Source organism: Micromonospora craterilacus, assembly GCF_003236315.1.
GTDB lineage: Bacteria > Actinomycetota > Actinomycetes > Mycobacteriales > Micromonosporaceae > Micromonospora > Micromonospora craterilacus.
Genome location: NZ_POTY01000296.1, coordinates 1 through 7,546, shown reverse-complemented (window position 1 = coordinate 7,546; position 7,546 = coordinate 1). Strand labels below are relative to the sequence as shown.

7 protein-coding genes and 1 riboswitch are annotated in these 7,546 nt (G+C 73.1%); of the genes, 6 read left to right on the top strand and 1 reads right to left on the bottom strand.

The genetic code is table 11. From position 1 onward, the window contains the following. The first annotated feature begins 156 nt into the window (after positions 1 to 156). From C1I95_RS30150 to C1I95_RS30140, 3 genes are all read left to right on the top strand, one after another. Complete coding sequence (locus tag C1I95_RS30150; RefSeq protein WP_111218988.1) at positions 157 to 2,271, top strand: HelD family protein; 2,115 nt, start codon at positions 157 to 159, stop codon at positions 2,269 to 2,271. 100 nt (positions 2,272 to 2,371) lie between these two features. Then, positions 2,372 to 3,289 (top strand): cation diffusion facilitator family transporter, encoded by a 918-nt coding sequence (locus tag C1I95_RS30145; RefSeq protein WP_111218986.1) that lies wholly within the window; start codon positions 2,372 to 2,374, stop codon positions 3,287 to 3,289. A gap of 96 nt (positions 3,290 to 3,385) precedes the next feature. Next, positions 3,386 to 3,519, top strand: a riboswitch (cyclic di-AMP (ydaO/yuaA leader). A 4-nt stretch (positions 3,520 to 3,523) separates the two neighbouring features. After that, on the top strand, positions 3,524 to 4,627 hold the full coding sequence (locus C1I95_RS30140; RefSeq protein WP_111218984.1) for a coiled-coil domain-containing protein: 1,104 nt from the start codon (positions 3,524 to 3,526) through the stop codon (positions 4,625 to 4,627). Positions 4,628 to 4,759: 132 nt separating this feature from the next. Here C1I95_RS30140 and C1I95_RS30135 read toward each other — a convergent pair whose 3' ends face one another. Next, on the bottom strand, positions 4,760 to 5,125 hold the full coding sequence (locus C1I95_RS30135) for an STAS domain-containing protein (RefSeq protein WP_111218982.1): 366 nt from the start codon (positions 5,123 to 5,125) through the stop codon (positions 4,760 to 4,762). 456 nt (positions 5,126 to 5,581) lie between these two features. On the opposite strand from C1I95_RS30135, the gene C1I95_RS30130 reads away from it, so the two are divergent. The 3 genes from C1I95_RS30130 to C1I95_RS30120 all read left to right on the top strand — a co-directional run. Further along, a complete protein-coding gene (locus C1I95_RS30130; protein ID WP_111218992.1) occupies positions 5,582 to 5,986 on the top strand; it encodes a hypothetical protein in 405 nt (134 codons plus the stop codon). Between the two features lie 274 nt (positions 5,987 to 6,260). Next, complete coding sequence (locus tag C1I95_RS30125) at positions 6,261 to 6,950, top strand: BON domain-containing protein (protein WP_111218980.1); 690 nt, start codon at positions 6,261 to 6,263, stop codon at positions 6,948 to 6,950. 65 nt (positions 6,951 to 7,015) lie between these two features. Continuing rightward, positions 7,016 to 7,546 (top strand): DsbA family protein (locus tag C1I95_RS30120; RefSeq protein ID WP_111218990.1); only part of this gene is annotated, 531 nt, incomplete at its 3' end.

Below are 7,546 nucleotides of genomic sequence, written 5' to 3'. Positions count from 1 at the left end.
CCGCCACCCCTACCGGCACCGCCGCCCGGCGGGCGCGCCGTTAAGAAGGGGCCCCTGCTCTACCGCCGGCGTTAACAAGGTGCCCTTCCTTGCATCTTCGGGGTGGGGCGTAATCTCGTGCGGTTGGCCGGGCGGCGTCACGAGGAGAAGCGAGCGGTGGACCAGAGCACCCTGGATCAGGAGATCGCCGCCGAGCAACGGCATCTCGACCGGGTGTACGCACGACTCGCCGAGCTACGCCGATCCGCGGTGCGCGCGGAACGGGACGGCTACCGGCTGGCCCGGGTCGGCAACTTCGGCGCGCTGGTCGAGCGCGACGCGATGGTCTTCCACGCCGCGCAGCGACGTCACCTGCTCGACGCCGAGTACGAGGGGCTGGTCTTCGGCCGGCTCGACCTGCACGACGGGCAGGTGCTGTACGTCGGGCGGCTCGGCATCCGGGACGAGGACGCCAGCACCCTGGTGGTGGACTGGCGGGCCCCGGCCGCCGCCGCGTTCTACCGGGCCACCCCGGCCGAGCCACTCGGCGTGGTGCGGCGTCGGACGATCCAGTCCAGCAGGGAACGGGTCACCCGGATCGAGGACGACCTGCTCGACCCGGACGCCGCGCCGCCGGACATGCCGGTGGTGGGCGACGGGGCGCTGCTGGCCACCCTGTCCCGGACCACCGGGCGCGGCATGCGCGACATCGTGGCGACCATCCAGCGCGAGCAGGACGACGCGATCCGCTCCCCCGGCTCCGGGGTCACCGTCGTCTCCGGCGGCCCCGGCACCGGCAAGACCGCGGTGGCGCTGCACCGCGCCGCGTACCTGCTCTACGCCGACCGCAGCCGGTACGCCGGCGGCGGCATCCTGGTGGTCGGCCCGTCCTCGGTCTTCGTCGAGTACATCGCCTCGGTGCTGCCGTCGCTGGGTGAGAACACCGCCACCCTGCACTCGCTGGGCACCCTCTTTCCCGGGCTGGTGGCCCGGCGCCCCGATCGGCCCGAGGTGGCGGCGGTCAAGGGTTCGCTGCGGATGCGCCGGGTGCTGGAGCGGGCGGCCCGGGACGCGGTGCCCGACTCCCCGGCCGAGCTGCGCCTGCTCTACCGGGGGCAGCTGCTGCGGCTGGAACGGGCCGAACTGGACGCGATCCGGGACCGGGCGCTGCCCCGGGGCGCCCGGCGCAACGAGGTACGCCGGGCCGGCTTCGACGGCGTGCTCGCCGCGCTCTGGTCGCAGGCCCGCCGGCTGGGCATCTCCGGGCTGCCCGAGCAGCGTGCCTTCGAGGACGAGCTGATCGACCGCACGGACTTCCGGGACTTCCTCAAGGTCTGGTGGCCCCGGTTGCATCCCCGGCACGTGCTCGGCTGGCTGGCCGATCCCGAGCGACTGCGCCGGTACGCCGCCGGCATCCTCTCCAACGCCGAGATCCGGCTGCTCGTGGCGGCGTACCGGGGGTTGGCCGACGACGGGCCGAGCGTCGCCGACATCGCGCTGCTCGACGAGCTGGACGCGCTGCTCGGCAAGCCGATGCGGCCCGCCCGCCGGAAGCGGGACCCGTTCCAGCTGGCCGGCGGGGTCCGCGAGCTGAGCACCTTCGCCGACCGGCAGCGGGCCGCCCGGCAGGCGGCCCGCGAGCGCCCCGAGGACTACCGGGACTACGCCCACGTGGTGGTCGACGAGTCGCAGGACGTCTCGCCGATGCAGTGGCGGATGATCGGCCGGCGCGGGCGGCTGGCGTCCTGGACGGTGGTGGGTGACCCGGCCCAGACCGCGTGGACGGGCGATCCGCAGGAGCTGTCCCGGGCCCGGGACCAGGCGCTGGGCCGGCGCCGGCGGCACCGCTTCACGCTCACCACCAACTACCGCAACTCGGCCGAGATCTTCGCGGTGGCGGCGGCCGAGATCCGTCGGGCGTACCCGGATCTCGCGCTGCCCACCGCGGTCCGGTCCACCGGGGTCGACCCGGTCCAGCTGGTGGTGCCGGCGGCGGAGCTGGAGACCAGCGTGGTGAGCGCCGCGAGCGCTCTGCTCGGCGACGTCGAGGGCACGGTCGGCGTGATCACCCCGGTGCCGCGCCGGGACGAGGTCGCGGCCTGGCTCGGCGGGCTCGGCGGGGAGCGGCTCCAGGTGGTGACCAGCCTGGAGGCCAAGGGCATGGAGTACGACGGGGTGGTGCTGGTCGCACCGGGTGAGATCCGTGCGGAGCCTGGCTCCGGCGTACGGACTCTCTACGTCGCGCTGTCCCGGGCCACCCAGCGGCTGACCACGGTCGACCCGACCGGCTGACCCGTCCGACCCGGCTCGACCGGGCGGACCCGACGGTTGCATACATAGCGATGTTGGCATAGATCCGACCCCGGTCCGGCGGACGACGGAAGGTGTCTGCGTGGGCGCGGGTCATGACCACCACCACGCCGCGGTGTCGAACGCCGCGCACCGCCACTCCGGCCGGTTGTGGGCGGCGTTCGCCCTGCTCAGCGTCCTGATGCTGGTCGAGGCGGGTACCGCCCTGCGGACCGGCTCGCTGGCCCTGCTCTCCGACGCCGGGCACATGTTCACCGACGTGCTCGGCATCGGGATGGCCCTGGCCGCCATCGCCGCCACCCGCCGGGCCGGCACCTACCCGCAGCGCACCTTCGGGCTCTACCGCCTGGAGGTGCTCGCCGCCCTGGCCAACGCCGTGCTGCTCTCCGGCGTCGCGGTCTACGTGCTGGTCGAGGCGGTACGCCGGTTCGGCAACCCGCCCGAGGTGCTCGCCGGGCCGGTGCTGGTGGTGGCGATACTCGGCCTGCTCGCCAACCTGGCCGCGTTCACGCTGCTGCGGTCCGGGGCACAGGAGAGCATCAACCTGCGCGGGGCGTACCTGGAGGTGCTGGCGGACCTGCTCGGCTCACTGGGCGTGATCGGGGCGGCGCTGCTGATCGCGGTGACCGACTGGTGGTGGGCGGATCCGCTGGTCGCGGTCGCGATCGGCACCTTCATCCTGCCCCGCACCTGGCGCCTCGGCCGGGCCGCGCTACGGATCCTGGTGCAGGCCGCCCCGGAGCACCTCCAGGTCACCGCAGTGCACGACCGGCTGGCCGCGGTGCCCGGCGTGGCCGGCGTCCACGACCTGCACGTCTGGACGCTCACCTCCGGCATGGAGGTGGCCTCGGCCCACCTGACCATGGCACCCGGCGCCGAGGTGGGCGCGGTGCTGGCGGCGGCCCGGGCGGCGTTGAACGAGGACTTTCACATCGAACACGCCACGTTGCAGATCGAGCCGGGAGCGAATCCTGGGGCCTGCGGAGCAGTCGAGTGGTAGTGAAACAAATACCAGGAGTCACATTGGCTGCACCGCCCCCACCAGCACCGGTAGGCTCTGACCCGGCCTCCGCCAGGCGGCACCCACCGGTGCCGGCGGCGGCCGCCGCCTAATCGCCCGCCAGGGCGAACCGGGGAACCATGTTCCTGGGGTGCATCCGCGTCCGCGCGGTAGGGATCTTCCGTCCCGAACCCGTCAGCTAACCCGGTCGGCGGCTGACGGAAGGACATGTGCATGCCAGCAGTGGCAACCGTGAGACCGGCCGCCCGGATGGCGGCCCTGATCGCCGCGGCGCTCGCCGTCGCCCTGGGCGTCGCGCTCGCCCCGTTCACGCCCGCCGCAGCCGCGCCGCAGGGGCTGCGCGCGGCACCTCCCGACGATGTGGGTGACGAGGGCGGCACCCCGGCGCTGCGCGCCCAGTTGGAGGCGGCCAGCAAGGGCTACCTCGACGCCAAGACCGCGCTCGACCGCTCGGTCAAGCGCCAGCGGCAGCTGGCCGACCAGCTCAAGGCGACCGAGAGCCAACTCGCCGAACGCAGCACCAAGGTCGCCCAGATCGCCGCACAGGCGTACCGCAGCGGGCGGCTCGGTGCCGCGTCGGCGCTACTCAACAGCGGTTCCCCGGCGGGCTTCATGGACCGGGCGGCGGCTTTGGATGCGGTGGCCGCCAACGAGGAGCGGGCGCTGCGCGACCTCCAGGCCACCCGGGACAAGATCAGCCGGACCAAGCAGGCGCTCGACGGCGAGATTCAGGAGCAGCGCAAGCAGGTGGCCGTGATGGCCAAACGCAAGGAGCAGGCCGAGCGGGCGTTGACCGTGGCCAACGAGCGGGCCGAGGCGGCCGAGCGGGCTCAGGCGGCGGAGCGGGCCAACCGCGCTCCGGCGCGTACCGGCGGGTCCAGCCCCACGGCCAAGCCCGCGCCCCGCAACTCGGACGGCTCGTGGCCGGCGGAGTCGTGCAGCGTCGACGACCCCACCCCGGCCAACGGCTGCATCACCCCGCGCACCCTGCACGCGCTGAACCAGGCCAAGGCGGCCGGCTTCACCCGGTACGTCTCCTGCTACCGCTCCGGCGGCTCGGGCGAGCACCCGAAGGGTCGGGCCTGTGACTTCGCGGCCCAGAAGAACGGCTTCGGCGGGGTAGCCACGGGCGGCGACCGGACGTACGGCAACAACCTGGCGGCGTACTTCGTGAACAACTCCGACCGGCTCGCCGTGCTCTACGTGATCTGGTACAAGCAGATCTGGCTGCCCAGCAGCGGGTGGCGGGCGTACAACAGCGGGCGCGGCGACCCGTCCAGCGACCACACCAACCACGTCCACCTGTCGGTGTACTGACCCACGTCGACGCCGGGTGGGCCGCCGTAGCGGGCGGTCCGCCCGGCGTCGTGCGTCTGCCCGACCCGCCACGCACGGACACGTCGTCCCGGCACCATGCGCCTTGACGCGGTGGCACCGGGACGGTGGCGGTCACGCGCCGGGGAGCACCTCGGGGGTCGCGGCGGCACCGGCGTAGTAGGGCTCGGGCGCGCCGAAGAGGCCGAGCAGGCCGGTCACCCAGAGCTGCCGGTGGACGAACCGGCTCGGCTCCGTGACGACCAGTTTCACGCCGCTGACCTCGGCGGTCTGGAAGCCGGCGACCATCGCGCTGATGCCCACCGAGTCGATGAAGGTGACCAGCCGCATGTTGAGCTCGATCCGGGCTGGACGCCCCTTGGCCAGCACTTCGGCAATGGCCTCTTTCACCTCGTACGCGGTGTCGACGTCGATCTCGCCCCGCGGGGCGATCTCGATGACACCACCGGGCCGAACCGTCTGCAGGATCGACAGGCTCACGCGAGCACCTCCACTCGCCCGTCTGACGGGCGCCTCATCAGTACGCGGGCCGCGACCGAGAGTATTCCTCCGACGGCCTCGGTCGCCACCCCTCGGGATGAGCAATTCGCGGACAGGGGTACGCCAAGTCCCCCATATCCGGACTTTTCAGGTTCTACCACTCGACGTTAGCTCATCACCCACACCGACGAACCAGGGTAGCGGGCCGGCGCCAACCCGTCCGATATCCGGCACCTCGGCGTGCCTGCCGGAAAACCGCCCCGACCTGCACTCGGCCGGCCAGGGGCGGCCAGATGTGCAAAGCATCACGGCGACCGGCACGGCGAGAGAACTCCGCCGGGGTTTGCGGCGGCATCCGGCGGGGCACAGCCTCCGATGGCGAACCGCCGCACGCCGGGCAAACCGCCGAGGTCTGATGTGGGCACCGGCCTCGGCACCGTCGAGGAGGGAACCACCATGATCGGAACCAACCTGCTGGAGCGCCGCAGCAAGCCGGAGCGGATCACAGACCAGGCATGGCAGCACCTCGTCTCGGCGGTCAACACCGCGGGGGACAGCATCCGCGACACCGCCCGTTCGGCCCGCCACACCTCCGCCGGCCTCGCCGACGGGGCCGGTGACCTGGTGGGCTCGGCCGCCGACGAGGCCCGCCACCGGGCCACCCGGGCCTTCGACGCGCTCGCCGGCCGCCGTCCCGCGCTGCCCTGGACGTTGCTGGTCGGCGCGGCCCTGGTCGGTGCCGCCATCGGCTGGGCCGCCGGCACCGCCGCGCGGGCCGCCGGCAGTCACGACCGGGCCGTCGAGGACATCGACTTCGTCGACGTGGAACGTCCCGACTCCCCCGCCGAGACCGACCGCTGACCCGATACCGAGCGACGGGCCCCGTCCGACCGGTACCGGTCGGACGGGGCCCGCCGTGCTGGCCGCGGTGTGGACGGTCAGCGGGTGGTGCAGGTGATGGTGGTGGGTGGACTGTTGGCGCCGGTGGTGCTGGCGAGGAAGCCGGGTGCGCTCCCATGGTCTCGTCCGGTCCGGGTGAGGACGGATCACCCGATCGGTAACCAAACTCGTTCCACGGTGGGCCGCCGTCCCGGTCCGCACCGCCGCCGAACCGCTGCCGAGAGAGGAGCGACCGATGGCCAGCATCTCGACGATCAATCGCACCGACCAGGACATCCAGACCGCGGTGCTCGACGAACTCGACTGGGAGCCCCGGGTGCAGCCGCACGAGATCGGGGTCACCGTGAGCGAGGGCGTGGTGACGCTGACCGGGCGGGTGGACAGCTACGCCAAGAAGTGGGCGGCGGAACGGGCCACCCACCGGGTCAACCAGGTCCGGGCGGTCGCCAACGACATCGCCGTACGACTGGTCACCGGTGCCGAGCGCACCGACCCGGAGATCGCCACGGCCGTCGAACACGCCCTGCTGTGGCACGCGTTCGTGCCGGTCGAGGAACTCGACGTGACCGTCTCGCAGGGCTGGGTCACCCTGCACGGCGAGGTCGAGTGGGAGTACCAGCGCCGCGCCGCCGAGCAGGCGGTCGGCGGGCTGACCGGGGTACGCGGGGTGAGCAGCGGGATCACCGTCCGGCCGGCGGTCCGCCCGGACGGCGGGGCCCTGGCCCAGCGGATCGTCGACGCGCTGGCCCGCAACCGGGCCACCGCCGCCGAGCAGGTCACGGTGCGCGTACACGGCGACACGGTGCTGCTGGGCGGACTGGTGCACTCGATGCCCGAACGGGCCGAGGTGGAGCGGGTCGTCTGGTCCGCGCCGGGCATCCGCGAGGTGCAGAACCACATCGCGGTGGCCCCGGTGCTGCGCTGACCACCCGGGCCGGGTGAGCCGTCCTCACCCGGCCGGGTACGAGGCTGGCACTCATGACCGATCGGCTGACCACGCCACTGCAGGTCACTGCGCGGCTCCGCACTCCCGTCACCGACCACGACCACGTCCGGGGCCCGGCGGACGCGCCGGTGACGATCGTCGAGTACGGCGACTTCCAGTGCCCGTTCTGCGGGCTCGCGCACGCCAACCTGCGGGAGGTGCTGCGCCAACGGGCCGACACGGTCCGCCTGGTCTACCGCCACTTCCCGATCGCCAACCTCCACCCGTACGCCGAACGCGCCGCCGAGGCGGCGGAGGCCGCCGGGCGGCGCGGCCGGTACTGGGAGATGCACGACTGGCTCTTCGAGCACCAGGACCAGCTGGACCCGGTGCACCTGACGGTCGGCGTCGAGCAGCTCGGCCTGCCCGTCGAGGAGGTGGACGCGGAGATCGGGCGGCACGGCAACGCCGACCGGATCCGGCACGACTTCGTCGGCGGCATCCGCAGCGGGGTGAACGCCACCCCCACCCTCTTCGTCAACGGCACCCGCCACGACGGCGACTTCGACCTGGCCACCCTCCTCACCACCGTCGAC